Genomic DNA, 24,180 nt, shown 5'->3' with positions numbered 1-24,180 from the left:
TGTTTTAAGAGGGGCTTTTAATTAATTTTTAAATTTAGAGAAGATCATACAAGCGTTTGTTCCGCCGAATCCAAAACTGTTGTTAAGGACGTTGTCGATCTTAGCCTCACGAGCTTTGTGAGGTACATAGTCCAGGTCGCAATCTTCGCTTGGGTTTTCCAAGTTCAAAGTTGGTGGAGCAATCTGATCGCGAATCGCCATCACACAGAAGGCAGATTCAATCGCACCAGCTGCACCCAACGCATGGCCTGTCATAGATTTAGTGCTGGATACCATCACGTTTTTCGCGTGATCACCCAAAAGGTGTTTGATAGCAGCAGTTTCCAAACCATCACCCACCGGAGTCGAAGTTCCGTGTGCATTGATGTATTGGATGTCTGATGCTTTAAGGCCGGAGTCTTTCAACGCCATGGCCATCGCCGCATAACCACCAGCGCCTTCAGGAGCCGGAGAAGTCATGTGGTACGCATCTGAAGAAACGCCATAACCTGTGATCTCGCAAAGAATCTTAGCGCCACGTTTTTCAGCGTGCTCCAAAGACTCAATACACAACATCGCAGAACCTTCACCCAGAACAAAACCATCACGGTCTTTATCCCAAGGACGGCTGGCTTTTTCAGGGGCATCGTTGCGAGTAGAAAGAGCTCTCATCGCAGCGAAACCACCCACCGCCAAACGGCAGATAGTAGCTTCTGCACCACCAGCCAGCATCACGTCAGCAACACCATCACGGATATAGCGAACTGCATCCCCAATAGAGTGAACACCTGAAGCACAAGCTGATGTAACAGAATAATTTGGACCTTTAAGACCCAAGGCAATTGAAACCTGACCAGCGGCCAAATTCGTAATCACGCTCGGGATAAAGAAAGGACTCACACGTCCTGGTCCTTTCTCTTTCATTTTGATGGAGGTCTCTTCCAGGTTTTGAAGCCCGCCGATACCCACACCAATGATCACTCCCGTTGTTGCTTTCTCTTTTTCAGAAAGCTCCAATTTCGCCATTTCAATCGCCATTTTTGAAGCGGCGATTGAATAGTGAATGAACTCATCCATTTTCTTCTGTTCTTTTTTCTCGATGTACTGATCAGCATTAAAGCCTTTCACTTCACCGGCAAAAGTCACATCGAAGCCAGTTGTATCAAACTTAGTGATCTTGGCGATGCCAGATACACCGTTTTTAGCATTAGTCCAGCTCTCCTCAATGGTATTACCAAGGGGAGTAACGGCACCAACACCTGTTACAACGACTCTTCTTTGTGAAATGGATGGGCGTTCATATCGGGATGTCATAAAGACCTACGCTTTACCTTTTTTTTCAAGGTAAGAAGCAACGTCTTGAACAGTCTTAAGCTTTTCAGCGTCTTCGTCTGGAATTTCAAGATCGAATTCTTCTTCCATAGCCATTACTAGCTCAACGATGTCCAAGCTGTCTGCACCAAGATCGTCGATGAAAGAAGCCTCAGGCTTAACTTTATCTGGATCTACGCCAAGTTGTTCTACGATGATGTCTTTAACTTTTGGATGCAATGCCATTTAATCCTCCTAGTACATTAATCCCATTAAGTATTAATCAAATTTATCAAAAACAATTACATATACTCACTTCGGTCGAGTCTATTGTGAATTAACTCGTATCCGCCGTCGCTAAAGCTATGGCGGATTCATGGAATACTTCGCTTTAGCGAACTATTCCATGAACATTCCACCGTTCACGCTAAGAGTCTGGCCTGTGATGTATTTGGATTCATCACTAAGCAGGAATCTTACAGCCTGAGCAACGTCAGTACCTTCGCCGATTTTATTCAACGGTACTTTTTCTAAAATCTTCGCTTTTACTTCCTCAGGCAAAACATCTGTCATTTCTGTCGAGATGTAACCAGGAGCCACGTTATTCACACGCACGTTACGGGAAGCCAGTTCCAATGCCACGGATTTTGCGAAAGCCACAGTGCCAGCTTTAGAAGCCGCATAGTTCGCTTGTCCCGCATTTCCAGTTTGGCCGATAACGGAAGTGATATTAACGATGGAACCTTTGCGTGCTTTCATCATTGGTTTGGTGAAAGCTTTGGTAACCAGGAAAGTTCCGCGCAAGTTTGTAGAGATAACAGAATCAAAATCTTCCGCTTTCATGCGCAACAACAATTGATCTTTTGTGATGCCGGCATTGTTCACAACGCCGTCTACGTCAGACCATTTTTCAAGAATGTGCTCGACCGCTTCATTTACGGATTGTTCGTTAGCAACGTCCATCTTGATATAGAAATGGCCGTCGCCTTTAAGCGTGTGAGCAACTTGTTGTGCAGATTCTTCGCGGGAAGAGTAGGTGAAAGCAACTTGAGCGCCTTCATCAGCAAGAAGTTTAACAATAGCGGCGCCGATACCACGACTGCCACCGGTTACTACAATTTTCTTACCTTGAAGTGAATTTCCGCTCATCAGTATTTCCTTAAGTTTCCTACTTCGACTGGGCCGAAGTGCGCGCTATAAAAACTAGGGTAAAAGCTCATCAGTTTTTATGCGTGTCCACTCTGGCCGAACTCATAGTAAAGCTCAAGAAATTTCAATGACTCGTAGCTTTCAAAAAATCTTCAATAGTTTTAAGATCTTCCATGCTAGTCGTGGTCATTACTTTAAAGAATTCGCCATCAATTTTCTTCAGCAACCCTTGGATAACTTTTCCAGCGCCACATTCGATAACTTGAGAGTGTCCAGATGCCTTCAAAGTGTCCATGCTTTGCATCCAGCGCACGGGAGCTGAAACTTGGCGGATCAGATTTTCACGAAGAGCCGCGCCTTCAGTTTCAAATTTCGCATGGAAATTTTGAACAACAGGAAAGGCCGCAGTTTTAAATTCCATCGCGGTCAAAACCAAACGCATAGTGTCTTCTGCGGGTTTCATCATTTCACAATGGAAAGGAGCAGACACCACCAGAGGAATTAGCTTCGCACGCTTCGGAGCTTCAGCCCAGATAGCTTCTGGTTTAAAATTATCTTTCAACCAGCTGATAGCTTTCATGGATCCAGAAATTACGATCTGTCCTGGGGAATTAAAATTCGCCGGAGACAACGGACCAAAGCCAGAATTTTTAACTGTCCACTGGCAAAGTGTTTCAACTTGTTCAGGCTCAAGACCCAAAACTGCAACCATACCACCTTGGCCAACCGGAACTGCCGATTGCATTGCTTGGCCGCGAGTGCGAACCGCTTGCATCGCCTGATCAAAACGAATCACGTCAGCTGCAACCAAGGCTGCGTATTCACCGATAGAGTGACCAGCGGCAGATTGAACTTTCACACCAAATTCAGCACGCAAAACTTTTTGAGTCGCAGTGGAAACCAACAACAGTGCTGGTTGAGTATTTTCGGTCAAAGCCAGATCAGCTTCAGAGCCTTCGAAGCAAAGCTTCTTCATGTCTTGTTTTAGAGCTTCAGAACCTTCTTCGAAGATTTCTTGAGCGACTTTGAAGTTATCAAATAAAAAACGGCCCATGCCAGGTTGTTGGCTGCCTTGTCCGGGAAATACCAGGGTGAACATAATTTTAGTACCTCAATAGAACGGAACCAGACGTCAAGCCTGCACCGAATGCAGTAAGCAAGATCGTTTGACCACGTTTGATTTTTCCATTTTGAACGGCCCAGTCAAAGGCCAACGGGATTGAAGCGGAGGATGTATTACCTGTTTCGTGAAGGTAAAGGATCACGCGCTCCATTGGGAATTTAAATTGATCAGCAACAGCTTCAACAATGCGCTTATTAGCCTGGTGAGGAACGATCCAGTCCACTTTATCAGGGGACATGTCGTTTGCTTCCAAAGCTTCTTTGCAGCAAAGAGCCATTGTGCGAACTGCGTTCTTGAAGATCTCGCGACCTTTCATGGAAACGTAGTGCAAATTGTTGTCTAGAACATATTGGGATTGAGGCATCAAGCTACCGCCACCTGGAAGTGTCAGTAGTTCAGCCAAATCACCATCGGCGTGAAGGTGAGAAGACGCGATCACATTATTGTCGCCTTCTTCTGCGCGTTGAAGAACCCAGGCGCCAGCACCGTCGCCAAACAGGATGCAAGTTTCACGGTCTTTAAAGTTCACGAAGCGAGAAAGAACTTCTGCACCAAGAACCAGAACGTTTTTGTACATGCCTGTACGAATAAATTGATCAGCAATAGAAACAGAATAAAGGAAGCCCGAGCAAGCTGCGTTCAAGTCAAAAGCCACGATATTGCGACAGCCAAGTTTACTTTGTACGTAACAAGCTGTGGAAGGCATCTGACGGTCACCAGTAACGGTACCGACGATGATCATATCAATGTCTTGAGCTGTAAGATTCGCGTCTGCGAGAGCTTTTTGAGCGGCACGAAGGCAAAGATCAGATGTGCCTTCACCTTCGGCTGCGATATGGCGGCGTTCGATCCCAGTACGTTCAACGATCCATTGATCGGACGTCTCTACCATTTTTTCGAGATCAAAGTTCGTAAGAACTTTCTCTGGTAGATACGAGCCTATCCCTGCTACACGAGATCGATACATTCCTGCCATGGATGTCAACCTAACCCTAAGTTATTACTTAGCTGCGCTGATTTGTTTGCCTTTGTAGTACAAAGCGCCGTCAGCACCTTTAGTTGCGCGGTGTGGACGAACAAGTTCGCCAGTTTTTTTGTTCAAAGCTACTGCTGGAGCAGACAAACCGTCATGAGAACGGCGCATATCGCGTTTAGAACGGGATGTTTTTTTCTTAGGAGTTGGCATTTCAGACCTCTTTTAAATCTAACAATATGGAATCAGAAGTACGGTAATTTATATAAACTATGATAAAAATCAAGTCTTTAATTAAGCTTTAAATTCTTTAAAGCCGCAAAAGGACTTTCCGGTTTTTCAACCGGCATCGTTTCATCGTATATAACGCCGCGTTCTGGTTCAGGATTTGTGTAAATAGAACATTCTGGGTTGTCTGCTTTAGGGCAAACTGGATTATACGGCGTCGCCAGGGCAACCACTTCGTGCAGGTACTCGCCCATATCGAAATGTTGGCCTTCATATTCGCAGAAATCAGTCTCATCGCCGGAAAGGTCGCTGATATGATTTACTTTCGAATATTTGGAATTGCGCGGCTGATCCTGTTTTGGGATCAAAATTTCGCGGAATTTCTCGGTAATTGGGAACTGAATGTCAGTCCCGCAGCGTGAACACTGATCTGGCAGTTTCGTATTGATTTTGCCAGTCATTTCAAAGTCTTTGGAGTTCAACGGACGAATCGTGAACTCTGCTGCATAGGTGTTTTTGCCGATAAGATCAGCTAAAACGGCGTTGGCCTCGCCAGACTGGGTGTCCCACACATACGTACGGCCTTCTTCTGGAATTTCTAGTAGATTAATTTTCATATAAATAGACTCCGACAAGCGCTCCTTTGTAAAAGGGATGAAGCGCTTCGTCAAGTTGAGAATGGTCATCATGGAGACCTTTTAGGGTCTGAACAGCTCTTGGGCGCTAGGGGAGGATTTAATCTGTTTCAGTTCCTTGAGTTGTTTTACCAGAGTTTCCCAGCGTTCCGCCGTCATCTGGCCCAATTTCAGACCTTTGGCTTCAATTAACGGCTTTTGAATCTGAGCGCCTTTGTTAAATGTCTCCAGATCCAAGGATTTATTCAGTTTTGCCATGTGTTGATTGGTTTTTGTGGGGTCTTTTAAGTATCCTTCCCAACCCAGGCGAGTCGCTTCGATCATCTTGCCTACCAGCTCAGGATTCTTTTTTAGTGTCTCTTCGCGGGCAGCAAGCACCACCACATAAGGGTTAAAGCCCTCGTCAGAGATCAGGAAGCTTTTAACTTTCGCGCCCATTTTTTCGGCCGCCAAAGGTTCGATCGTGATGAATCCTTGCTGCGAAAAGTTTTTGTCATTCAGGAAATTAGAAACTCCCCCAAGATATGGAACCACATTGACCTTAGGCTTTCCAAACTTCTGCAGCAGGTATTGGTGATATGGAAGGCCTGCCTGAACAGACAAAGTTCCTTCGCTAAGGTAAACATCCTTCAGGGTTTTGAAACCACGCTCCGCATGAGTCATCACGATATAGGGCGCGGTTTGATAAACTGCAAACAACGCCACGACTTTGTTTTTTGGATTGCGATCCTGGGAGATGACAACTTCATCAGCACTGACGATGGCGAAATCCACTTTACCATTCGCCAGCATTTGCACTGTCGGAGTTCCGGAGCCACCTTCCTGGATGGTCGCATCGATGCCGTGTTTTTTGTAAATGCCGTTTAAAGAGGCCTCGTAAAAACCACCAAACTCGGGCTCGGCTTTCCAATTTAGAGCCACTGTGAACTTGGTGTTTGTGGGTTCAGCTGAAAATGCGACGGCTCCCCACAGGGATAAAGAAAGTAGTAAAAGTGATTTCATAAATCTCCAGTAAAATAGGGGCGACGTTTTTGAATCAATCGATGAGAGAGCGCTAAAGCCCCGATCATTAAAAGCCCCATTATAGAAAGCAAAATCAAAGCTCCAAAAACAATATCCACGCGTTGCTGGGTACGGGCTGAGTCAATCATAGACCCTAATCCGCCACCAGCAACAAATTCTCCAGCGATCGCGCCGATGATGGATAGGCCGGCTGAAATTTTCAGACCGGAATAAATATGTGAGTACGCAGCGGGAAGTTTTAACTTCCACAAAATCTGCCACGGACTCGCATGATAAATTCTAAACAGGTCCAGTTGATTTGCCTGAGTACTTTCCAAACCCATCAGGGTGTTTGCGATAATCGGAAAAATCGAAACGATAAAACCTGAAGCGATCACAGTGGGTGCGCCAAAGCCGAAATAGATCACCAGTAACGGAGCCACAGCAATGATTGGGACTGTCTGAAAAAACACCGCAAATGGCAAAACAGCGCGTTTTAATAGGCTGAATAATGAAAACCCCACCGCCAATGCAGTGCCGATTAGAATGCTGAACATCCAACCAACGAGCGTGTTTTTAAAAGTCTGCAAAAACGATGTAACATAATCGCTTTTCAGTTCAATGAACGTTTTTACGACGTTTTCCGGTGATGGAATTAAACTTTCTGCAATTACATTTTGCTTCACCAAAATCTGTAAAAGCACGGTAACTAAAAGGAAAAATCCAAGGGCTGGCAGAATTCGTTTCATCGTCGCAGACCCTCTGAAAGTTTTCTGATTATTGAATTGAACTCCTGCGATGTTCTTAACTCTTCAGTGCGATTTTCGGGCAAGTCTAATTTCTGATCCAAAACTATTTCGCCACCGGACTTGCTCATTAAAATCACTCGCTGAGACATAAATACGGCCTCCGACAAGGAGTGAGTCACAAAAAGAACCGTGATACCTTCCTGTAGCCATAGCTCACGGAGCTGCAATTGCATTTGATAGCGAGTGAATTCATCCAAGGCCGCAAAGGGCTCGTCCATTAATAACAATTTGGGTTTTGTAACCAGCGCTCTTGCGATGGAAACACGCATCTTCATGCCGCCAGACAATTGGTGAGGAAATAATTCGGCGCTTTCGTGCAGATTTACTTTACGAAGAGTCTCTAAGACGCGGGATTTGATTTCGTTTTTGGAAGTTCCTTTGATCTCTTTGTTAAGCTCAAAAGGCAGAGCCACATTTTCAAAAACGCTTTTCCAGGGCAGAAGATTTGCTTCCTGAAAGACAAAACCAAAATGATTTACTTCGGAATTTTTAAGTTCGCCGGATTGGGGAGATTCCAGTTGAGCAATCAATCTTAAAACTGTGGATTTGCCGCAGCCCGAAGGCCCGACCAAGGATGTGAAAGATCCTGCAGGAATTTGCAGCGAAAAATCTTTTAGAACTTCTTTCGTTCCAAAGTTTTTCTTGAGATGTGTGATCTGAATTCCTGAAACCTCTGGCATTATTTAAACCCAGTCGTAGTTAAAGCTGATGCTGATGCGTTCTTTATCTGAATTGTTTGCGGGAACCTCGTGACGAAGCCAGCTTTCAAACAATACCACATGACCTTCCTGAGGTTCGATGGAGTGGTAGCGTTGATTATGTACCTTTGCATCGTGTTTGCGTGGAGGTGATGCCATGAAGGAATCCATGCGCGGGTCTTCAAACTTAATGGCTGAGCAGTTCTTTGGTGTTTGCAAATAGTAAGTCCCGCTTATTACAGAAAGCGGGTGAAGATGCATGGTGTGAATTACGTTGGACGGCATGATGTTAACCCAGCACGAGCTCATGCGAAGTTCTTTGGGGTTAATGTCCATCTCCAGATGCTTTACGAATTTGCGAACATGTTTGTCGATCTGTTTTTCCAAATCATTAAAGGTGCTGGAAAACTGATGAAGCTGAGCCATGGACCCGTATGAAGTGAAACCGCCTTTATAGTTTTTGCGGGACCACTGCCGCCCTTCCTCATCGATTTCAGCGATTTTTAAGGACTCCATTTTAAGGTCTTTATTTAAGATCTTTGTTTTAGCCGCGTCCTGAAGGGGGCCGTAATAAACGAATGTTGGAAAGAGGGTTTTAATCATCACATTCCCTATCAATTTGAGACGAAATTCCTGTCTAATATTGAGACTTTAGGCTGAAAAGACCCTCAACGCAAGCGGGGATGTTCATTTCCTTTACAGCCGCTTCGCGCGAAAGGTCACTTGGCTTCCTCAGATCGAAATTAAGTTGGCACGGCCTGGCACCAGGGATGCATTAGTAGTTGGTATAACCAAGGAGTGAATTATGAAGAAGCAAGTTTTGATCGCAATGATGACTTTGATCCCAATGACCTCTTTCGCTAAAGTTGCAGATTTCGGTTCTATGATTTCTGAAAATGCAGCAGCTCAAAAAGAACTTCACCACGCCGTTCGTGATAATCTTCAGGATACACGCGAAGTGGCTAAGTCTGGCGCAAGAGAAAAGATCGTCATCGTTGAAGCTACTGGCACTTCTTATAATTCACCAACAAACAAAGAATTCATGCGCTTTGCTAAGGAAAGAACAGCTTCTGAGCCAGCAGCTAAAGACATGCAATTCGACCGTCTTGCGAACGAAATTCGCAACATGGACCAGTAATCTATTTATAGATTCTTAAATAACCCCTAAATGTGCAAAACACTCCTTAAAGCGCTGCTTTCCCCCGAGCAGCGCTTTTTTTATTTCAAGCTGCCCAAGGTGTTTAATCATCGTCTTTTGATTAAAGAATAAGCTTACGAAGCTCTTGCTGGGAGTAAACGTAGTCCGCATAGACCATCGTATTTGCGATGTTCCTGTGTCCCAAAGCGACCTGCACCAGGCGCAAATCCTTGGTTTTTCGATACAGTTCGATCGCAAAAGTATGCCTTAAAGAATGGAATTTCTTAGGGACAGGGCGATACATTTCCCAGATCTGATAAAGTCGGGGATAGGTGATCGGAAAAACCAGGTTTCCTGTCTGATTTTTGGCCTGCTGTTCGGCGAACCGATGAAGTCGTTCAAAAATAGCTGAATGAATCGGGATTTCCCGGTCATTTGAGTTCTTAAGCCCCCGGATAAAGATGCTTTCATCGTAGGGGTTTAAATCTGACCTTTGAATATTAAGGATTTCCTGGGCCCGCGCGCCGGTCTTTAAACCCACCCAAAACATCAAACAATTGCGTGGATCTTTGAGTTCAAAATCCGTGAGAATTTTTCGCAAACGTTCGACCTCGGGTTCGAGGAGATATTTGTTTTTATTGAGTTGATACCTAGGTGCCGGAGCCATGATTTATCTTTAAAAGTTAAATAGGGTCTGGCAATCGATATCTCATAACGCATTGTATTCAAAGTGTTGATAGGTAAATAATATTTGTTTAGTGCTACTAGACTAGACGCGTCGAAGCGATTCCTTCAAAAACAACCGTATAAAATAACAAGTAAAAACATATAGATAGCACTATAGCTTATAGCCATAAGCTATAGTCTGAATTGAAAAAGGGGTCTATAGGGGTACCCAGGACGGATTCTTTTGTGGTTTCAAAGGCTTAGCTTGACTCCTCATCGGGACCTTTTAAAGTATACATGTATTTCACAACGCATTTCAATGCGTATAACAACACTTATATTGTGAAAAACAACAGTCTGTGAGGCTTTAAATGGATATGGAGACCCAGGGTCTGGTCTTGGACCCCCACGAAAATGACGTTTCAAACGAGGGGTATATTGAGGGTGCTTTGAATCCTTCATTTGAAATCGAGGCAGGGGAGGATGCTCCCCGTTCAAAGACATCTTTAAGGATGCATTATGAAGCCCAAGTTTCAGTTCTCCGTCGTCAGATGGGGGATTTGGAATCGATTCGTTTGGGTCTGAGGCTTTCACAGCGTAAAATGAGTCAATTATTGATGGTCGATCCAAGCAGTTGGACCCGATGGACTAAGCAAGGCGATGAAGCTCCCCCGCATGTTTGGCGCGCTCTTCAGTGGTACTCGATTTTGAACGAAAAAATCCCAGGCCTTACGCCGCAATATTTCATGAATCAAAGTCCTCAAGTCCTTCATCAAAAGGCTTTGCAGGAATTGGAATCAGAAAAAGCCGAAAGACAGGCAGAAATGTCGGTTTTATCGCGTAAATTGGATGGTTTTACCGCTGAAAAACACGCTTTGAATGCAGAAGTCGCAAAGCTTAAAAAAGACCTTAAATTTCACCGAAAAATCAGTATATTCATTCTTTCTATGTCGCTCGTTTGGGCTGCCGTCTTTTTAGTTTGGAAATTTATATGATTAAACACGATTCAATCCGCCTTTTAGCCACTGAAAAAATCGCCGCTGCGATTGAAAAGATGGGTCATTCTTTGTCTGCAGACGAAATCTATAAAGCATTGGTTGAGCCGCCGAATTCTGAATTGGGTGACTTGGCTTATGGCTGTTTTATTTTGGCTAAATCCCTTAAAAAAGGTCCTCCGCAAATTTCTGGCGAATTGGCTGCGAATCTAGAACTTGATTCCAATCTTATTAAGGCTCAAGCCGCAGGTCCTTATTTGAATCTGACTTTTGCTCCGCAAGCTTTCGGTGAAAAAGTTTTGAATCCTATTTTAACAGGCGAGCATTTTAAAAAAGCCCTTGTTGAAAAAGCACCGAAAACAATGATCGAGTATTCTCAACCAAATACGCACAAAGAACTTCACGTAGGTCACATGCGTAACTTGTGCTTGGGTGATTCTATCGTTCGTATGTTGAGATACGCGGGTCGCGAAATCGTTTCTGCGACTTTCCCAGGCGATATGGGAACTCACGTGGCGAAATGTCTTTGGTACATGAAAAAGCACAACCAAGAGCCTGTTCCTGCAACTGGAAAAGGCGAATGGCTGGGCAGCATGTATTCCAAAGCCAATTTGCTTTTGGAAGATCAAAACGGAACTCCCCAGGAAGATTTAAATCGTCAGGAGCTGACAGCAATCCTAAAGCAATTGGAAGCTGAAAGCGGTCCTTATTATGACCTTTGGAAAGAAACACGCGAGTGGTCTATCGAGTTGATGAAGTCTGTCTATAAGTGGGCAGATGTAACATTTGACGAATGGTATTTTGAGTCTGAAATGGACGCTCCATCTGCAGCATGGGTTAAAGAGCTTTATGCTGAAGGAAAGCTTGAAAAATCCGAAGGTGCGATTGGTAAGAATCTAGAGGCTGAGAAATTGGGCTTCTGTATGCTTTTGAAATCCGATGGCACAGGACTTTACGCGACTAAAGATTTGCTATTGGCTCGTCATAAATTCCAGGACGTACAAATTGAGAAATCAGTTTATATCGTGGATATGCGCCAGGCTTTGCACTTTAAACAAGTCTTCCGCGTTCTCGAGATGCTGGGTTTTGAGCAAGCTAAGAACTGCTTCCATCTTCAATACAACTATGTGGAACTTCCAGATGGCGCGATGAGTTCACGCAAGGGCAATATCGTTCCTTTGAATGATCTTGTTCGCAACATGGAAGAACACGTAAAAACGACCTACTTGTCTCGTTATGAAAACGAATGGTCTAAGGAAGATATTAAGTTGATCGCTGCACAAGTGGCGAAAGGTGCCATCTTCTACGGTATGCTTCGTATGGATACGAATAAGAAAATCGTTTTCGATATGAATGAATGGCTGAAACTTGATGGGGAGTCTGGACCGTTCATTCAATATTCTTATGCACGTATCCAGAGTTTGGGTCGTAAGTTTGCTCGTTCTGGACAAAGTGTTAACTGGGGGTTGTTGCAACATCCTTCAGAGCGTCAGGTGATGCAGCACATTTCTGGTTTCAATACAGCCGTTGCATCTGCCGCGGAAAACTTTAAACCAGCAGCAATTTGTACTTATTTGTATGACATGGCTAAGAAGTTCAACGTTTTCTATCACGAGTGCCCAATCGGTACTGAAAAAGACGAAGCCACTCGCGAAGCACGTCTAGCATTGAGTGCGGCCGTTGGGGCAACTTTGAAGCAAGGTATGGCCGTTTTAGGCATGCCAGCTCCTGATAAAATGTAGGATATCTATTAGATGAGTTCACGCTTAACAGCGCGAGACATACAAAAGCAGCTCCATCAGATTGATTTTGATGGAGTGCCGCTGTGGCCCGATCATTTGATTGGTGAAGCTTTTCTTCGCATTCGAGATGAACAGATGAAGAAGATTCTGCCTGCGAAACTGGAATGAGAGCCGGGGAGATGAAATCTATGGATTTTTTCGCCGCGGAGTTTTTGTCAAAAGAATGGAGCCGTGTGGTTGAGCTAGGTTTGTCGCCTACAGATGTATTAGGAAACAACCCTCCTTGGCTGTAACTTCAGTCGGAGTGTAAATCTCGCACGCTGTCAGGACGCTCTTTTGGAGACGTATTCAATCAGGATATTTCTTATAAGTTTTTGGTAATCAATATCATCGTCTTTGGCGATTTTTTTTACTTCATTAAGTAAATCGTCGCTAACTCGCAATGTAATAGTTTTGTTTTTCTTTTGAAGTTGGAAGAGCTCATTTAAACGAACCCATTTTCCTTTTTCTTTCAGAAGAAAAGACATGTCTCTTTCAAGTGGGTCAGAGTCTGACTTTTTCTTTTTAGATTTTGCCATTGAACTTCTCCCATTCTTTTTTATGAGCATATCGAGCCGAGATAACCCTGAACTTTAGCACTCCCTCGATCGCTCGAATTGTGAAAACCACGAATAAGATTTTGTTTCCAAACCGGTCGAAAGCAAAGAAACGTGTCTCACTTGTTGAGTTTTTAATATCCGAGTAAAGCAGGGGATTTCTTTCAAGGAAGATCTCGATTTCCTTTATGGTTAATCCGTGCTTTTGGACTTTGCCAATATTTCCTTGATCCCAGTCAAAACCGTGAATCTTTGTCATCTAAATCTTACCTTGTAAATACAAAAATGTAAATACATTAAAGTGATGCATTTACGGTATGATATGGAGGCCTCATATATAAGAAGTGCCGTAAAGCACGCTTTGAGTTTCTTCGATCCTGCCATGGGGACCTCCGATTGCATCTGTATTGCAGTAGGTATTCCGTAAACGAGGGGATAATGAAGTCAGATGCAGTAGTTTTTGTCTGACGATATTCGGAAACATATTGCCGCCTTGAAGGGCATTCTTTTGGATCATAGCTCGGTGCATCTAGCACTGAGCATAAGTGCTAGTCTTTTTACTCAAATGGAACAATGATCCCAAGGCGTTAATTTTTTGAAGGAGAATTTACCTTGGGAACTTTTGAAGTTATCTCTAAGCACGGTGACCATGAACAAGTCGTTTTCTGTAACGATCCAGCTGTTGGTCTAAAAGCAATCATCGCAATTCATAACACATCTTTGGGTCCTGCTTTGGGCGGTACTCGTATGTGGAACTATAAAAACGAAGATGAAGCGTTGGTTGACGTTCTACGTCTTTCTAAAGGTATGACTTATAAAGCTGCGGCATCCGGTTTGAACTTGGGTGGCGGTAAAGCTGTTATCATCGGTGACGCTAAAACTCAAAAATCTGAAGGATTGTTCCGTGCATTCGGTCAATTCGTGAACTCTTTGAATGGTAAATACATCACGGCTGAGGACGTGGGTACTTCTGTTCAGGATATGGAACACATCTACATGGAAACTCCATGGGTGACTGGTATCCCTAAAGACTTCGGTGGTTCTGGCGATCCATCTCCATACACTGCACATGGTGTATTGATGGGTATCAAAGCTTCTGCAAAAGAAAAATTCGGTACAGATGCTTTGAAAGGCATGCGCGTAGCAGTTCAAGGTCTTGGTAACGTAGGTTCAAACCTGGTTAAGTACCTTAAAGAAGAAGGCGCTGAAATCACAGTGGCTGACATCGATATGGCTCGCACAAAGAAAATTTCTGAAACTTACGGCGCTAAGGCAGTAAGCTCTGACGAAATCCTTTTCACTGAGTGTGATATCCTGGCTCCATGTGCCTTGGGTGCGATTGTTAACGATCAAACCATCACTAAATTCAAAACTAAAGTTATCGCTGGTGGCGCAAACAACGTATTGGCTGAAGCACGTCACGGTGACCAATTGAAAGAATTGGGTGTCCTGTACGCTCCAGATTACGTTATCAACGCCGGTGGTTTGATGAACGTATTCGTTGAACTTGAGGGCTACTCTCCAGAGCGCGCTTTCGAGAAAACGAAACGCGTGTACGATAACATCTTGAAAGTGTACGAAATTGCAAAACGTGACAATATCGGTACGCACACTGCTGCTGACCGTATGGCTGAAGAGCGTATCAATACAATTGGTCGCTTGAAGCAACGTCACCCAGGTAAATCTTCTCGTTCTTTCACGACGCTTAAAGAAGTTTACAACCGATAATCCCGTCTGATTCCAGATAAACTATAAAAAGCCTGTTACTTGAACGTAACAGGCTTTTTTATGCGCCGCGGGAGCTTGACTCTCGAAGGTCGGGGTTTAACAATTATTTCGTCTAAGTATTTATTAACAGCGAGGAATTATCTTGAGCACGAAGTTTTCTAAAGAAGATTTGAAGAATCCAGACCAAGTCACAAAAACCTTAAGAGAAGGTTTTGTATGGACTACCACTCACTCCAAAATCGTTGTTACAGCGATCTTTGCGTTCATCGTTGTTGGTGGCGGCTGGTCTTTGATGAATTATTTCTCGTCCAAAAAACAAACTGAATCGCAGGCTAAGTATTTCTCTTTGGAAAAAGCTTATACCGAGAAAAAACGTGGCTTTGATGAGGCTTTGCGTGCGGAAGTAACTGCAGCAGCGGCTAAAGACAAAAAGAACGCTCCGGTTGTGGATCCAAGCAAAAAGCCATCCGGTGACGTGCAAAAAGACTACGGCACTGTGATCACAGGCTTTGAAGCACTTTTGAATGACTCCCCGAAAACAACTGCCGGCCAAATGGCAGCTTTGAACCTTAGCGACATCTACCTGTCTTACAAAATGTACGATCAGGCTTTGGCATCTTTAAGCAAGGTTGAGGCTGGTTTGAATAAATCTGATCTGACTTCTGGTCTGGTGTGGATGCAAATGGGTAACGTGCTTGCTGATAAAGGTGATTGCAAAGGTGCAGTTGCGAAATGGGACATGATCGTTTCCTCTAAATCATTCTCTTATGCCCATGACGAGGCGAAATTGCGCCAGGGTCTTTGCTATGAATCTTTGAATGATTCTGCAAAAGCAGAGCAGCTGTACTCAGAAGTGGCAAAAAACGTGGATTCGCCAACAGCGGATTCAGCTTCAACTCGTGAAGCAGCTAAATACCTTCGCCTTTTAAAGGCAAAAAAGAATCTTTAGGATTCAAGGATCAAAATGAAGTTTTTGTATCTGGGGGCTGTGGCTCTAATTATGATGGGTTGTACGACAGTGGATCAATCAGTCGATAAGACTGTGGACCAGTGGCGCGCTCTTAATAACAGCAAAAGAACCTTTGAAGTGAAAACGGCCTGGGTTCGCCAGACTACTTATAAAGAAAATCTGGGTTTTAGAAAAATCAACCGCATGACGCCGCTACTTGTGGGTGACCTGGTCATTCAAAGTAATGGTATGGACTCTATTTCAGCTTACAGCCGCGCCGACGGACAGTTGAAATGGAAATTGCCAATAAAAAACGGGGCTGAGCCTAGCGCTACCATGATTCGCGACCGCCTGTTTATTGGGGCGAGCGATGGGAACTTCTATTCTATCGAGGCCTCCACAGGCCGCGTGCAGTGGACTTTCCCAACGAAATCAGAAAACCTGTCTGAACCATTGCTTGACGATGGCGTGGTGTATTTCCTGGCTGGAAACAATGTGCTTTATGCTTTAGATGCAGCGACGGGCCGTCAGGTTTGGTTGTACTCCCGTCAGGACACGTCTGTCTTCTCGATCCGCGGTGGCAGTAAGCCTGCAATCCGTAATGGGACCTTGTATATTGGATTCTCTGACGGATCCTTGGTGGCGTTTAACGCGAAAACCGGCAGCGTTGCCTGGGAGCTTCAGTTAAATCGCAACAAGCGTTTCCGCGATATCGATGCAAGTCCAATCCTGGATGGAGATCAAATCTACATCGCAGGTTACGATGACAAGCTTTATGCCGTCTCCGCTGCGAAGGGAGAGATTCTTTGGCGCGTAGATCAGGGCGGTTATAGCTCTGTGACAGTGGCTGCGGATAAAATCTATTATCCAACGACGGCTGGCGAAGTTTTGGCTTTGAATAAAACGACGGGTCAGACCGTTTGGAGTTTTAAAGTTAAAGATGGAATTGCAACACAGGTAAAACTTTTTAAAGGCATTCTGACGTTCGGTGAATCCCAGGGGCATTTGCAATTCCTGGATGCAGGATCTGGCCAGCCTTTGGGTTCTATGGAGCCAGGCCGCGGTATTTTGTCTTCTCCGCAAGTCGATGAAGGTGCTAACCGTGTGTATTTTATCTCTGGGGAAGCCAATCTTTACGCCATTGATGCACAATGGGTTCGCAGTAATTACTAACGGATATTAGTCGGGGAGAACACGCGATGAAGAAATTATTTACGGCATTGATTCCAGTACTTATTTTGGCAGCTTGTTCTCATGGTGACTGCCGTGGGGAGAAAAGAAAAGCCTCTCAATCTGAACCAGGAGCTGCTGTGGCAACGAGTAATTCAACAGACCGTGTGAAAGTATTCAAACCAGATGGCTCTTTGCAATGCGGTCAGGGCAAGAAAATTGCCATCGCTGAAATGCAAAAAGACCTGGGGACTATCCAGGTCTTTTCCAGCAAAAATCAAAATGACGGAATGATGCGAATTCAAGTTTGCGGCAGTCCGACTGGCAACTGCAATGTCTACGAAATTGATCGTAAGGACCTGGCAGCTGCCCAGAAAGCCGGATTTAAAGAGTGGGTTGCTGAATAGTCAGGCGCTCTTTGATCTTCTCTTTTGGAAGAGGACCTTCGCCCGGCACATAGCGACCTTCGATAACCATCACTTCAAATGGCTTGTCAGTATTTCTTAAAAGGGTTTCGATCACGTTACCCTTTGCATCCAATCTTTGAACCAACATCACTGCGTCTGGATCAGTTCCACCAATACCCATAACTTCAGCCTGACGGCCGTAAGTGTATGAGAAGTTCGGATCAAAGGCTTTTAAGCGACCCAAATCCACATCCTTAAGTGCGCGGTAAGAGGCTACGTTAACACGGCCTTTTAGCTTCTCCTGAAGAGCGGGATCCATGTGATCACCGTATTTACCCACCACCATGGCGCCCATGGCGAAGGCTTTACCTACAACTTCACGTTTTGAAGTCGAGTAACCATAAGAGTTTCCATATTTAGGACCGCTTCTGTGGTGGTCAATGGCCATTTCAACCATATCACCATTAATAGCTTCCTTATTGTACAAATCAAAGTCGCTCTTGATCGCTTCAACCAGTGGTTTGCCGGCGTGAATAGCTCTAAGAACACTGTTTGATACCAAGTGCGAAGTCGGGGTTCTGAAGTATTCCAAAAGGTCCTGACGAGTCGGCTCGCGACGTCTGTCAGAAAGACCGCGCCATACCAGTAGATCCTTGTCGTACCAGCGGCTGATTTTAGCATCCCACATGAACTTCGAACCGGATTTATTTTTACCAAAGCCCTCAATAAAGTCTGGATCTACCAGGCGCAAGCCGATTTGGCGTTCACCATCTTTGTCATGGATATAGCGGATTGTTTTAGAGCGATAGTATTCCACAAACATGTCAGCAATACGCGACATCGTACGCAGGCGATCATTCAGAATTTCTTGTTTTAGTTCAGGGTGAGCCTGAACCAGTGTTTTTAGGAAAGCATTGAACTGTTCGCTGTCCACCTTTGCTTGCGCATAGTTTTTAACTTCTTTGGTCTTACCTTGTTGCTTCAAGGAGATGCTAACCATCTCCGGCAAACCCGGGTACAACAACTCTGGAGAGTGTTCGATCGTCATACCGTTTTGCAGGCGGTATAGGATATCAGTTTGCAGTTTTGCGTTGTTAACAACACCTTTGTGGACGTATTCGCGCCAGTCTTTTTGAGAAACCTGCACATCCAGGAAAGGATCCACCAGGCGAACCGGTGGCAAACCTTCTTTAGTCAAAAGATAGTTCATGAATAGGCGAGTCGTACGGCCATTACCATTCAGAACCGGGTGAATCGCCACCAGGTCACGCTGGAAGTCCGCAACGATATCGATGTATTGTTGTTCGTTTACGCCGATTTTAATTTCGCCCAATGAGGCGCGTTCTGCATTGAATTTTGCAAAGCGGTTTTCAACCAGTGCTTTGGTGAAAGCCTGTTCCAATTCTGGAGTGGCCTGACCAAAATAGGACGTTCCTTTTTCTTTACGATATTCCTGAATTTTTACATACAATTCTGGGTGAGAATCTTTGATCAGGTCTACTGTTTCCTGTCTTGGTGTCGTCACGAAAGGATAGTGTATGCGACCACTGATCAAAGTGATCGTGCCACCACCGATTGTCATGTCACGCTGTTCGCCCCAGATTTTGATTTTTTCCCAAAGACCGATATTAAGGTCGCGCATTTCGCGGCCGTCTTGCTGGAATGCCAGATATTTATTCAATTCGACGACTTTTACTTCCGCCGGAATCATTTTAAATTCGCCGGCAACGTTACCCATCCAGTGACCGTTGCGCCATACACCTAACTGTGCTGGGCCAATGCCTTCAACGCCATTTTCCATAATGCGTTTATGAATTTCTGGCAAAAGATCGGCCGTAATTGGTGGTTTTTCTTTTCTTAAGTAGTTGTCGCGAGCATTGATGAAGCCCTTATAAGGAGCAGCCTCAACCATTTCGGAACGATCGTATAGTTTTGAAAAATCCAAAACATCGTTCTTGCCCTCAAGGAAGTTTGGCAAAATCTTTTTGGCAGTATGGGTGTAATCAAAAAACTCAACAGCCGCTAAAAGATGTTCAACTTGAGCCCTGCGCTCAGCTGGTATCTTTTTAAGTGTGGCCCATAGTTTTTCTTTTGTAGCTTTAAACTCCAAAAGTTCGCGAGGAGTTTCCACCTTATTGGTCTCAGAGCGCAAACCGAAATTCGTGCCACGAGCTTTAACCAGATGGTCGGTAAATACCTGTTCACACATCAAAGCAGCTTGCGCCGGGCTCATGAAGCTGATTGCCAGGACCAGTGACAGGATAAAATTAAACAGTCTATGCATAGGCATAAAATAGACTCCTCTTGTTCTTATGGAATCTAAAAGCAAGCCCTGTGCTAGGTATTGAGCACTATAAAAGACCTGGGCGGGGAGAGTAGAACAACTCCCCGTCTCATTTTGAGAAAGAGGCAATTTGCGTCGTCAGGCGTACAAGCCTTAAACAAGGGCGGACAGTACTTGGATCGCGGTATCCAGTTCCGTTTGAGTATTATGAATATGCGGGGTCAATCGTAAAACAGGAACTCCAGGAACTTTGGGAAGACCTACTTGAACCAGGGATTTTGCGTTCTTAATATAGAGTCCATCAAATTCAATGCTCTTAAAATCATCCAGCTTGTAGCATAGAAGTCTGGCAGGAACTTCTGAATCTGCAGATTTCAAGGGCGTAAGGCCTTTCGCACGCAAACCTTCTTCAAGGTATTTCATACGCAGTTCGATCTCTTTAAAAATCACGTTTTTCCCATGGTGATCCCAGAAATCAAAACAAGCCTCTAAGCCATAGTAAGAGGAAAAACTCTGCGAATGAGACCAAAGCATGCGCTCAGAAAACGGAGTCTGCGAAAAAGCCTGCATCACTGGCGGTGTGTTTGCATCCGTTGTCCAGGAGCCATAACAAGGACCGGTTTTACTTTGATGAATGGGATTTACCCAGCCAAATGCTGTGCCTTTCGGGCCCATAAACCATTTATGTAAGTTACCGGCATAGTAATCGACCTCTTTAAAATCAGAATCAAAATCAAGATCTCTGATTCCAGGTGCGTGGGCACCATCAACAACCAAAAGAATGCTTTTCTTGCGGCAAGCTGCTGCCAATTCTTTCAGGGGAATCTCGATTCCATTCCCGGTAAAGATATGGCTGATTGCTAAGACCCTGGTTTTATCTGAAACGTTTTGCATTAACAGATCAACAGCCGCATTTGCAGAGATATCCTGATACAGAAAATCCGGCTGAATAAACCTTAAGGAAAGACTGCCTTTTTGGGCTTTAAACTTAAGGATATTAACGACCGCTCCATACTCAAAGGTGGTCGTTAGAATTTCAGATCCGGCGGGGAGACTAAGCCCCATGACTATTTCATTTAAAGCCAAAGTGACATTGGGACGCAAAAACAGATCTGAAGCGTTGGTATTTAAGAACTTCGCCAAACGCTCTTGAATGCCCCATAAACGTTGCCAGGAATTCCCCAACCCCAAAGAGGTGTTCAATTCGAAACTTTCCAGCTCGGCCTTTTGAAGATCAATAACGCTTGAAGGACATAGTCCCAAGGTGCCGTTGTTTAAATTAATAAAGCGGGTGTCTTTGTATTTCTCAAACTCACCTGCAAAATTATGAAACATAATTACTTATTTAAACCTTTGCAGGTTTTCAAAGAAAGATCTTCCTGAGTTTCAAGGCTTAGCTGATTATCTTGAATGAGTTTACGAATATCCATCCACAGCAAATTATAGTGCCATTCACGAGGTGCTTTGTCGGATATACCATGGTCTGGGATCAATTTTAGATCTTTGGTAGCGATCAAAGTTTTTAAAACTTCTGGATTCTGACGGATTTTTTCCAGCAACGCATTCCAGATCAATTGATAATGTTCCTGGGGTTCCTTGGTTGCAAATGGAATAACTTTGCCTTCAAAGGTCACCCAGTTTGCATCGTTCTTATCCATTAGGAAATTCGCGTAATTACCTGCAGATTTTGCGGCATATCCATTGAATTGAGACACTTGTTGGCGCGTATATTTCCAATTTTTAGCCCAAGCCCAGCGTGGATCATTTTCGGTCTCAGGATATTTCATCATCTGCCAGAACGCTTCTACGGTCGGATAACAAACCCCATGGAATACAAAGGAAGCTTCGGCGAAATTCGATAAAATGCCCAGTTCATTTCGTTTGCTTAAAACGACCTCCATAAACCCAGCATCTTGAGGCAATATTTCCCAGTTTTTTGCCTGTTCGCGCGGAACTGGTTTCCACCAATGTGATGGATAGCCGTTTTGCCATGAATTATCAGGCTTTTGAGACTCTTTAATCGGGGTATTTTCAGGGGTTTTAGATGCATCTTTTGAAGGTGTGCATGAAGCCAGGATAAACCCGGCAAAAAGAGCCAAAATCAGGGATAAAGCAGCCTTAAACATGCAAACTCCGTCGTAAAAGACCTTGAAATAAGGGGTCCAGAAACTTGGAGAAGCCTAACAGAGCCTTGATTCAGAAGACAAACCTGAAACAATAGATGAAGCGGGACAACGAAACCCAGCTTATATCCAAATCAAATATAGAACATTTAAACGCCTAAATAAGCCCCAAAGCAAATACACACTATAATTGTATGTTACATAATATAACTTATCAGAAGTATTTATGGGCCTCTTCCATGACCCTTTTGACCGCCTAATATTAGATTTTTAAGGCCTTTATAAAGGATCGAAATCCAGTTGGCTGTTTGATTCACAGCTCAATCGAGCTTTGGATGTTTCGCCTCTTAATAAGAGCTGAGCGCGTTTCATCGAGTTAAACATCGGCACGGTTTCGGTGATTTCAGAAATCGCACTGAATTTGCTGGTCATCTCTTTGATTTGCAAACGCTTGGGGCTGCCATCCACGGGGTTGATATCCACGAAGAATTTAAACCCGTGAATCACCATGTAGAATTTAGGGACATCCAGATCTGGAGTCCAGCTATAGGTGTATTCGCCATCATTGATATTTAATGTACAAGTCACCTGAACGTTAAATAAAGCAGGTCCGTTTGCAAAACCGAAAATCCCTTTTTGCACGCGGGCTTTATCATTTAAAACTTCTTCAACCTGACGGTTCAATTCGAAATCAGACAGTCCCGAGTACATCAAACCGATGATCTGGCGTGTGCGGTATGAGCTGCCGTCGCCGAACACTTTGCGAAGGGCAAAATAGATTTCTTCATGCAAAAGAATTGCCGCTTTTTGATAATTGGAAAAAACCGGCAAATCCCAAACACGTTTTGAATAAATGATTTCACCATCCAAGGTCGCGTCTGCCAATTGCACAAAGGAAACCACGCCCCCTGGGCAGCTTGTCACAGGTGGTTTATAACGAAGTTCCGCATCAGGGATATAACTTAAGGCATCTGGAGCTGCGCGAAGTTTTTTGGAAATATCCAATGGATTGTCTTTTAAAATCTTCGCTAATGAGGGCAAAGTTCTATCGATTAAATCGTGTTGTTCACGCAAAAGACCCCAAACATCCCCGTCTTTTTCAGCCAGTTTTCCTGGACTGTAAAATTCAACCTTGGTTAAGTCGGCCGCTTTGATCCAAACCACCTGACCGGAATCCTTGTTTCTACAAGCCCAGCCGCCGCCACCGTTGTTCACACGTGGTGCTGCGAATGCTGTTCCTGCTAAAATACTGATGATCAAAAACAAGAAAGTTTTCATAGAGTATCCTTTTTAGGATTTTGAGAAAGTGCGTAAAACTGCAGGTTGATCTGATAAACCTCTTCACCCGGATTTTTTTCAAGATCGCGAATGAATTGGTCCATAAAAAGACGCAGACGTTTTTTTGCTTTTGGAATATCTGATTTTAATATCGGTATGGAAGCATTTTGAAATTCAATTTGTTCTGTCGGCTGAGCACCCAATGCCATACCTGCCAAATGCAGGTGCTGACGATGATTCTCGCGCACAGCCTGGGAAGGCACATCGTGCGGAGTCTGGATGTCTCCGTTATTCATCACCACGTATCTGCCGTTTTCTTTTACGATAAATCCCATTTTTACCAGACGGGCAAAGGAATCCTTGGCAACTTCCTGAGGAATTCCCAATCTCTCCCCGATCCATTTTGCTGTTCCTTTAAAGTCTTTTGTATTCAACAAAGCCAAAATAGCAAAGTGATGCCACTCAGCGACTGCTTTAAAACTGTCCTGGGAGATCACGGATTTTGAACTGCGCTGAGTTTTAAGAATGCGTGCGCGAAGTTGCTGACCACTGCGTGAACTTTCGTGCAATTGATCCTTGGCCACCAGGCGCATCAAATGAGCTTCTTCCTCTGGTGACATATCCAGGATCTGACTGATTTTGCTGGCGGCACCAATAGATAAAGTCTTTTGCGAGTTCATTACGCGCGATAAATAAGAATGGCTGATGCCGGCGATTCTGGCAAAACTGCGCAGACTCATATTACGATGGGCCACTTTGCTGGCAAAAAGATCGCGTAAAAACGGCTGGTATTCCTGGTATTCTAACGGAGAAATCATGGGAGCTTTATAGTAGAGCTCGCGGCAAATATCCACTTCAGTGGTGCCCAGTGGTAACCGTTTTCTTTTAAAATCAGTTTAACCGTATCTGGGTCGATATTTCCCCTTTAAAAGCTTATAAAATATACTTAAAACGGGATAGATTCTGTAGTTTTGGGGATTTTGGTGTCTGAAGGTCACCGCTCAGTGTTTGCCGTCTGCTTCCTGCATCTTTTTGACGACGATGGCGATCGTCTCAGAATCCACACGGGCCTTTTTCATTAGGGAGACGGCCCGACTAAAATCATCAGAATCAATGGCTTCAAAGAAATCATCCAGTTTACCGATGGCTGCGACTTGCTCCAAAACTTCGGTACCTTCGAAATCAGATTCATCCATG

At 44.3% G+C, this 24,180-nt stretch carries 28 protein-coding genes; 8 read left to right on the top strand and 20 right to left on the bottom strand.

From position 1 onward, the window contains the following. Nucleotides 1-21 precede the first annotated feature (21 nt). From fabF to ACLWNV_RS09080, 11 genes are all read right to left on the bottom strand, one after another. Nucleotides 22-1,266, bottom strand: coding sequence for a beta-ketoacyl-ACP synthase II (gene fabF, locus ACLWNV_RS09130; protein ID WP_413587631.1), 1,245 nt, complete (start codon nucleotides 1,264-1,266; stop codon nucleotides 22-24). A 33-nt stretch (nucleotides 1,267-1,299) separates the two neighbouring features. Beyond that, the gene (gene acpP, locus ACLWNV_RS09125; RefSeq protein WP_142700235.1) at nucleotides 1,300-1,536 is read right to left on the bottom strand and encodes an acyl carrier protein; all 237 of its coding nucleotides are present in this window, start codon (nucleotides 1,534-1,536) and stop codon (nucleotides 1,300-1,302) included. A 153-nt stretch (nucleotides 1,537-1,689) separates the two neighbouring features. Further along, nucleotides 1,690-2,439 (bottom strand): 3-oxoacyl-[acyl-carrier-protein] reductase, encoded by a 750-nt coding sequence (fabG, locus tag ACLWNV_RS09120; RefSeq protein ID WP_413584058.1) that lies wholly within the window; start codon nucleotides 2,437-2,439, stop codon nucleotides 1,690-1,692. Nucleotides 2,440-2,563: 124 nt separating this feature from the next. Next, nucleotides 2,564-3,538 carry an ACP S-malonyltransferase gene (gene fabD / locus ACLWNV_RS09115; protein WP_413584057.1) on the bottom strand — a complete coding sequence of 325 codons (975 nt, stop codon included), beginning with the start codon at nucleotides 3,536-3,538 and terminating at the stop codon, nucleotides 2,564-2,566. Nucleotides 3,539-3,542: 4 nt separating this feature from the next. After that, nucleotides 3,543-4,529, bottom strand: coding sequence for a beta-ketoacyl-ACP synthase III (locus ACLWNV_RS09110; protein ID WP_413587630.1), 987 nt, complete (start codon nucleotides 4,527-4,529; stop codon nucleotides 3,543-3,545). Between the two features lie 33 nt (nucleotides 4,530-4,562). Beyond that, nucleotides 4,563-4,748 carry a 50S ribosomal protein L32 gene (rpmF, locus tag ACLWNV_RS09105; RefSeq protein WP_088614632.1) on the bottom strand — a complete coding sequence of 62 codons (186 nt, stop codon included), beginning with the start codon at nucleotides 4,746-4,748 and terminating at the stop codon, nucleotides 4,563-4,565. 77 nt (nucleotides 4,749-4,825) lie between these two features. Then, nucleotides 4,826-5,380: a YceD family protein gene (locus tag ACLWNV_RS09100; protein WP_413587614.1), complete on the bottom strand. Its 555-nt coding sequence runs from the start codon at nucleotides 5,378-5,380 to the stop codon at nucleotides 4,826-4,828. 81 nt (nucleotides 5,381-5,461) lie between these two features. Further along, nucleotides 5,462-6,400 carry an ABC transporter substrate-binding protein gene (locus tag ACLWNV_RS09095; protein ID WP_413587613.1) on the bottom strand — a complete coding sequence of 313 codons (939 nt, stop codon included), beginning with the start codon at nucleotides 6,398-6,400 and terminating at the stop codon, nucleotides 5,462-5,464. After that, a complete protein-coding gene (locus ACLWNV_RS09090; protein WP_413587612.1) occupies nucleotides 6,397-7,149 on the bottom strand; it encodes an ABC transporter permease in 753 nt (250 codons plus the stop codon). Before ACLWNV_RS09090 ends, ACLWNV_RS09095 begins: the two co-directional genes overlap by 4 nt. Further along, nucleotides 7,146-7,889 carry an ABC transporter ATP-binding protein gene (locus ACLWNV_RS09085; protein WP_413587611.1) on the bottom strand — a complete coding sequence of 248 codons (744 nt, stop codon included), beginning with the start codon at nucleotides 7,887-7,889 and terminating at the stop codon, nucleotides 7,146-7,148. The genes ACLWNV_RS09090 and ACLWNV_RS09085 overlap by 4 nt, the downstream gene beginning before the upstream one ends. A 3-nt stretch (nucleotides 7,890-7,892) precedes the next feature. Further along, the gene (locus tag ACLWNV_RS09080) at nucleotides 7,893-8,510 is read right to left on the bottom strand and encodes a 2OG-Fe(II) oxygenase family protein (protein ID WP_413587610.1); all 618 of its coding nucleotides are present in this window, start codon (nucleotides 8,508-8,510) and stop codon (nucleotides 7,893-7,895) included. Between the two features lie 202 nt (nucleotides 8,511-8,712). Between ACLWNV_RS09080 and ACLWNV_RS09075 the strand changes: the two genes are divergently transcribed. After that, on the top strand, nucleotides 8,713-9,045 hold the full coding sequence (locus tag ACLWNV_RS09075; protein ID WP_413587609.1) for a hypothetical protein: 333 nt from the start codon (nucleotides 8,713-8,715) through the stop codon (nucleotides 9,043-9,045). Nucleotides 9,046-9,166: 121 nt separating this feature from the next. Here the strand turns inward: ACLWNV_RS09075 and ACLWNV_RS09070 are convergent, their stop codons facing one another. Further along, nucleotides 9,167-9,712: a tyrosine-type recombinase/integrase gene (locus ACLWNV_RS09070; RefSeq protein WP_413587608.1), complete on the bottom strand. Its 546-nt coding sequence runs from the start codon at nucleotides 9,710-9,712 to the stop codon at nucleotides 9,167-9,169. 601 nt (nucleotides 9,713-10,313) lie between these two features. Between ACLWNV_RS09070 and ACLWNV_RS09065 the strand changes: the two genes are divergently transcribed. Genes ACLWNV_RS09065 through ACLWNV_RS09055 form a run of 3 tightly spaced genes read left to right on the top strand, consistent with a single transcriptional unit; the run spans nucleotide 10,314 to nucleotide 12,616 of the window. Beyond that, entirely contained in the window at nucleotides 10,314-10,706 is a 393-nt protein-coding gene (locus tag ACLWNV_RS09065) for a hypothetical protein (protein ID WP_413587607.1), read from the top strand. Beyond that, complete coding sequence (gene argS, locus ACLWNV_RS09060; RefSeq protein ID WP_413587606.1) at nucleotides 10,703-12,448, top strand: arginine--tRNA ligase; 1,746 nt, start codon at nucleotides 10,703-10,705, stop codon at nucleotides 12,446-12,448. Before ACLWNV_RS09065 ends, argS begins: the two co-directional genes overlap by 4 nt. Before the next feature lie 12 nt (nucleotides 12,449-12,460). Then, on the top strand, nucleotides 12,461-12,616 hold the full coding sequence (locus tag ACLWNV_RS09055; protein WP_413587605.1) for a hypothetical protein: 156 nt from the start codon (nucleotides 12,461-12,463) through the stop codon (nucleotides 12,614-12,616). Nucleotides 12,617-12,771: 155 nt separating this feature from the next. Here the strand turns inward: ACLWNV_RS09055 and ACLWNV_RS09050 are convergent, their stop codons facing one another. Beyond that, the gene (locus ACLWNV_RS09050) at nucleotides 12,772-13,026 is read right to left on the bottom strand and encodes a CopG family antitoxin (RefSeq protein WP_413587604.1); all 255 of its coding nucleotides are present in this window, start codon (nucleotides 13,024-13,026) and stop codon (nucleotides 12,772-12,774) included. Beyond that, nucleotides 13,013-13,303 (bottom strand): BrnT family toxin, encoded by a 291-nt coding sequence (locus tag ACLWNV_RS09045; protein ID WP_413587603.1) that lies wholly within the window; start codon nucleotides 13,301-13,303, stop codon nucleotides 13,013-13,015. Before ACLWNV_RS09045 ends, ACLWNV_RS09050 begins: the two co-directional genes overlap by 14 nt. Nucleotides 13,304-13,656: 353 nt before the next feature. On the opposite strand from ACLWNV_RS09045, the gene ACLWNV_RS09040 reads away from it, so the two are divergent. From ACLWNV_RS09040 to ACLWNV_RS09025, 4 genes are all read left to right on the top strand, one after another. Continuing rightward, a complete protein-coding gene (locus ACLWNV_RS09040; protein WP_413587602.1) occupies nucleotides 13,657-14,772 on the top strand; it encodes a Glu/Leu/Phe/Val family dehydrogenase in 1,116 nt (371 codons plus the stop codon). A gap of 142 nt (nucleotides 14,773-14,914) precedes the next feature. Continuing rightward, nucleotides 14,915-15,721 (top strand): tetratricopeptide repeat protein, encoded by an 807-nt coding sequence (locus ACLWNV_RS09035; protein WP_413587601.1) that lies wholly within the window; start codon nucleotides 14,915-14,917, stop codon nucleotides 15,719-15,721. A gap of 15 nt (nucleotides 15,722-15,736) precedes the next feature. Continuing rightward, nucleotides 15,737-16,894 (top strand): PQQ-binding-like beta-propeller repeat protein, encoded by a 1,158-nt coding sequence (locus ACLWNV_RS09030; RefSeq protein WP_413587600.1) that lies wholly within the window; start codon nucleotides 15,737-15,739, stop codon nucleotides 16,892-16,894. A 26-nt stretch (nucleotides 16,895-16,920) separates the two neighbouring features. After that, nucleotides 16,921-17,298 carry a hypothetical protein gene (locus tag ACLWNV_RS09025; RefSeq protein WP_413587599.1) on the top strand — a complete coding sequence of 126 codons (378 nt, stop codon included), beginning with the start codon at nucleotides 16,921-16,923 and terminating at the stop codon, nucleotides 17,296-17,298. On the opposite strand, the gene ACLWNV_RS09020 is transcribed toward ACLWNV_RS09025, so the two are convergent. The 6 genes from ACLWNV_RS09020 to ACLWNV_RS08995 form a co-directional block, all read right to left on the bottom strand. Beyond that, nucleotides 17,276-19,588: a Fic family protein gene (locus ACLWNV_RS09020; protein WP_413587598.1), complete on the bottom strand. Its 2,313-nt coding sequence runs from the start codon at nucleotides 19,586-19,588 to the stop codon at nucleotides 17,276-17,278. The genes ACLWNV_RS09025 and ACLWNV_RS09020 overlap by 23 nt on opposite strands. Before the next feature lie 147 nt (nucleotides 19,589-19,735). Next, nucleotides 19,736-20,917 (bottom strand): aminotransferase class V-fold PLP-dependent enzyme, encoded by a 1,182-nt coding sequence (locus ACLWNV_RS09015; protein ID WP_413587597.1) that lies wholly within the window; start codon nucleotides 20,915-20,917, stop codon nucleotides 19,736-19,738. Nucleotides 20,918-20,919: 2 nt separating this feature from the next. Next, nucleotides 20,920-21,708, bottom strand: coding sequence for an NADAR family protein (locus tag ACLWNV_RS09010; RefSeq protein WP_413587596.1), 789 nt, complete (start codon nucleotides 21,706-21,708; stop codon nucleotides 20,920-20,922). 276 nt (nucleotides 21,709-21,984) lie between these two features. Continuing rightward, nucleotides 21,985-22,983, bottom strand: a complete 999-nt coding sequence (locus ACLWNV_RS09005) for a hypothetical protein (RefSeq protein ID WP_413587595.1) — start codon at nucleotides 22,981-22,983, stop codon at nucleotides 21,985-21,987. Beyond that, nucleotides 22,980-23,801 carry a TIGR02147 family protein gene (locus ACLWNV_RS09000; RefSeq protein WP_413587594.1) on the bottom strand — a complete coding sequence of 274 codons (822 nt, stop codon included), beginning with the start codon at nucleotides 23,799-23,801 and terminating at the stop codon, nucleotides 22,980-22,982. Before ACLWNV_RS09000 ends, ACLWNV_RS09005 begins: the two co-directional genes overlap by 4 nt. Nucleotides 23,802-23,984: 183 nt before the next feature. After that, complete coding sequence (locus ACLWNV_RS08995) at nucleotides 23,985-24,179, bottom strand: hypothetical protein (RefSeq protein WP_413587593.1); 195 nt, start codon at nucleotides 24,177-24,179, stop codon at nucleotides 23,985-23,987. Nucleotide 24,180: the final 1 nt, after the last annotated feature.

It is taken from the genome of Bdellovibrio sp. HCB274, from assembly GCF_047306075.1.
GTDB lineage: Bacteria > Bdellovibrionota > Bdellovibrionia > Bdellovibrionales > Bdellovibrionaceae > Bdellovibrio.
The sequence above is the reverse complement of the archived record's forward strand: the minus strand, read 5'-3'. Positions and strand labels throughout refer to the sequence as shown.

Coding starts and splice junctions, on each gene's coding strand:
- ACLWNV_RS09025 (WP_413587599.1), top strand. CDS start 16,921: ATGAAGAAATTATTTACGGCATTGATTCCAGTACTTATTTTGGCAGCT.
- ACLWNV_RS09095 (WP_413587613.1), bottom strand. CDS start 6,400: ATGAAATCACTTTTACTACTTTCTTTATCCCTGTGGGGAGCCGTCGCA.
- ACLWNV_RS09110 (WP_413587630.1), bottom strand. CDS start 4,529: ATGTATCGATCTCGTGTAGCAGGGATAGGCTCGTATCTACCAGAGAAA.
- ACLWNV_RS08995 (WP_413587593.1), bottom strand. CDS start 24,179: ATGGATGAATCTGATTTCGAAGGTACCGAAGTTTTGGAGCAAGTCGCA.
- argS (WP_413587606.1), top strand. CDS start 10,703: ATGATTAAACACGATTCAATCCGCCTTTTAGCCACTGAAAAAATCGCC.
- ACLWNV_RS09010 (WP_413587596.1), bottom strand. CDS start 21,708: ATGTTTAAGGCTGCTTTATCCCTGATTTTGGCTCTTTTTGCCGGGTTT.
- ACLWNV_RS09020 (WP_413587598.1), bottom strand. CDS start 19,588: ATGCCTATGCATAGACTGTTTAATTTTATCCTGTCACTGGTCCTGGCA.
- ACLWNV_RS09100 (WP_413587614.1), bottom strand. CDS start 5,380: ATGAAAATTAATCTACTAGAAATTCCAGAAGAAGGCCGTACGTATGTG.
- ACLWNV_RS09005 (WP_413587595.1), bottom strand. CDS start 22,983: ATGAAAACTTTCTTGTTTTTGATCATCAGTATTTTAGCAGGAACAGCA.
- acpP (WP_142700235.1), bottom strand. CDS start 1,536: ATGGCATTGCATCCAAAAGTTAAAGACATCATCGTAGAACAACTTGGC.
- rpmF (WP_088614632.1), bottom strand. CDS start 4,748: ATGCCAACTCCTAAGAAAAAAACATCCCGTTCTAAACGCGATATGCGC.
- ACLWNV_RS09090 (WP_413587612.1), bottom strand. CDS start 7,149: ATGAAACGAATTCTGCCAGCCCTTGGATTTTTCCTTTTAGTTACCGTG.
- ACLWNV_RS09075 (WP_413587609.1), top strand. CDS start 8,713: ATGAAGAAGCAAGTTTTGATCGCAATGATGACTTTGATCCCAATGACC.
- ACLWNV_RS09080 (WP_413587610.1), bottom strand. CDS start 8,510: ATGATTAAAACCCTCTTTCCAACATTCGTTTATTACGGCCCCCTTCAG.
- fabD (WP_413584057.1), bottom strand. CDS start 3,538: ATGTTCACCCTGGTATTTCCCGGACAAGGCAGCCAACAACCTGGCATG.
- ACLWNV_RS09045 (WP_413587603.1), bottom strand. CDS start 13,303: ATGACAAAGATTCACGGTTTTGACTGGGATCAAGGAAATATTGGCAAA.
- ACLWNV_RS09065 (WP_413587607.1), top strand. CDS start 10,314: ATGAGTCAATTATTGATGGTCGATCCAAGCAGTTGGACCCGATGGACT.
- ACLWNV_RS09070 (WP_413587608.1), bottom strand. CDS start 9,712: ATGGCTCCGGCACCTAGGTATCAACTCAATAAAAACAAATATCTCCTC.
- ACLWNV_RS09015 (WP_413587597.1), bottom strand. CDS start 20,917: ATGTTTCATAATTTTGCAGGTGAGTTTGAGAAATACAAAGACACCCGC.
- ACLWNV_RS09030 (WP_413587600.1), top strand. CDS start 15,737: ATGAAGTTTTTGTATCTGGGGGCTGTGGCTCTAATTATGATGGGTTGT.
- ACLWNV_RS09000 (WP_413587594.1), bottom strand. CDS start 23,801: ATGATTTCTCCGTTAGAATACCAGGAATACCAGCCGTTTTTACGCGAT.
- ACLWNV_RS09085 (WP_413587611.1), bottom strand. CDS start 7,889: ATGCCAGAGGTTTCAGGAATTCAGATCACACATCTCAAGAAAAACTTT.
- ACLWNV_RS09055 (WP_413587605.1), top strand. CDS start 12,461: ATGAGTTCACGCTTAACAGCGCGAGACATACAAAAGCAGCTCCATCAG.
- fabG (WP_413584058.1), bottom strand. CDS start 2,439: ATGAGCGGAAATTCACTTCAAGGTAAGAAAATTGTAGTAACCGGTGGC.
- ACLWNV_RS09050 (WP_413587604.1), bottom strand. CDS start 13,026: ATGGCAAAATCTAAAAAGAAAAAGTCAGACTCTGACCCACTTGAAAGA.